The following is a 1,680-nucleotide window of genomic DNA, read 5'->3' on the forward strand; positions in this document are numbered from 1 at the left end:
CTCGCAGAGGGATGCTAGGCGAAATGCGGGCGCATGCGTCGATGAGTGACGTCAACTCAGCCTCGCTGAGAATACGCGGAGGCGGAATCGCTCTGGATCTGGGGAAAGCCCTGCGCTCCAAGACTTCGGTTCCCGCGTCGTAGACGGCGAGATACTCGTAAAACCGGCGGAGCACGCCGTGACGAGTGACGCGGCTGTTGGCGGCGCCGCTGAACGACAGGGCGAAATCCAGCGCCAACGTTCGAGTGGCGGGCCCATCGAACTGAGCGCGCTCAACGTACCTCACGAAAGCCCGCAACGTGCCGGCTTGCTTGCTGAAGGCATAGCCGAGGGAGTGGCGTAGCTCGATGTAACACTCGGCCTTCTCGCCGAGGAATCGGGCAAAGGCGGTCATGCCACGCCTCCCGGAAAGGCAGGGGAATCGCACATGGCGATTTTGGGGTTGAGTTTAGGCTGAGAAAGGATTCTTTGGAGAGGCAGTTGAGCGAAGGAGCGACTGCCATTTCCTGCCTTGAGAGCTACTTTGGCGCGGTGCCTGATCCACGCGCGCCCAACGCCACGCACCGGCTTGGCGACCTGATCGTGATGATGATCGCAGCAAGCCTGTGCGGCGCCAGCAATGCGACGGAATTTGCCCTGTTCGCGCAGGAGCGCAAGCAGGCGCTGTCGCGGCTGATCGACTATGACGCAGCTCCCAGCCACGACACCTTCTCGCGGCTGCTGCGTCTGCTCGACCCGGAGGCCTTTGGTCGCGCCTTTGCTGCCTTTGCCGCAGCTTTCGCCCGAGCCAGCCGAGAGACGCCCGAGGTGGTGTCGCTTGACGGCAAGGCTTTGCGGCGAGCCTACGAGAAGGGCTTGGCAGCCAGTCCGCCGTTGACGGTGTCGGCCTTCGCCGCCGAGACCCGGCTGTGCCTGGCGGCAGTCTCGCCGAGCGATGGTGAGAACGAAGTCGAGGCCGCGCTCAAAGTCGTCGAACTCATTGATCTTACGGGCAGATTGGTCACCGCCGACGCGCTCCACTGCCACACCCGCATGGCTGCGGCCATTACCCAAAGAGGTGGCGATTACCTGCTTGCACTGAAGGGCAACCGTCGTCATTGGCTGCGCCGTGCCAACCTGCAACTGGCCGACGCCACCCCTTCCATTGCCGAGCGGACCGAGACCAGCCACGGCCGCAACGAGTGGCGGCAGGCCGAGATCGTGGCGGCGGCCGAGCCGCTGATGCCCGGCCACCTGGCCTTCATCCGCATCACCAGCCGACGCGATCAGGCCAAGCCGTTGATGCGCCTGTTCATGGCCTCCACGCTCATGTCGCCGCAGCGGGCGCTCGACCTCACTAGAGCTCATTGGCAGATCGAGAACGGCCTGCATTGGATGCTCGATGTCCATCTCGATGAGGATCTCAGCCGTGCCCGCAAGGACAATGCCCCCGCCAACACGGCCCTTCTCAATCGCCTCGCCAGAAACATCCTTCAGGCCGCCGATGCTGCCAAAGTTCCCATCAGCCATCGCATCAAGAAATGCGCCTGGAACGACGACTATCTCATCAATGCCATCACTCATATGCGATAGCCCTGCCCGGAAAGGGGAGTGCGACCTCGGCAAGTTGCGAGGTCGCGACCTTTACGTACAGCGCCGTTGTGTTGATGCTGCGGTGTCCCAGGAGATCGGCGACCTCGT

General features: G+C 63.1%; 1 protein-coding gene and 1 pseudogene. One reads left to right on the forward strand and one right to left on the reverse strand.

Annotated features, from left to right (window positions below; all coding sequences use genetic code 11):
• A pseudogene (locus NKI19_RS32605) lies at positions 1-394 on the reverse strand (tyrosine-type recombinase/integrase); the annotation flags it as partial.
• Positions 395-480: 86 nt separating this feature from the next.
• On the opposite strand from NKI19_RS32605, the gene NKI19_RS32610 reads away from it, so the two are divergent.
• On the forward strand, positions 481-1,572 hold the full coding sequence (locus NKI19_RS32610; RefSeq protein WP_352458930.1) for an ISAs1 family transposase: 1,092 nt from the start codon (positions 481-483) through the stop codon (positions 1,570-1,572).
• The last annotated feature ends 108 nt before the right edge of the window (positions 1,573-1,680 follow it).

The sequence above is a fragment of the Mesorhizobium sp. M0751 genome (genome assembly GCF_040320265.1).
Lineage (GTDB): Bacteria > Pseudomonadota > Alphaproteobacteria > Rhizobiales > Rhizobiaceae > Mesorhizobium.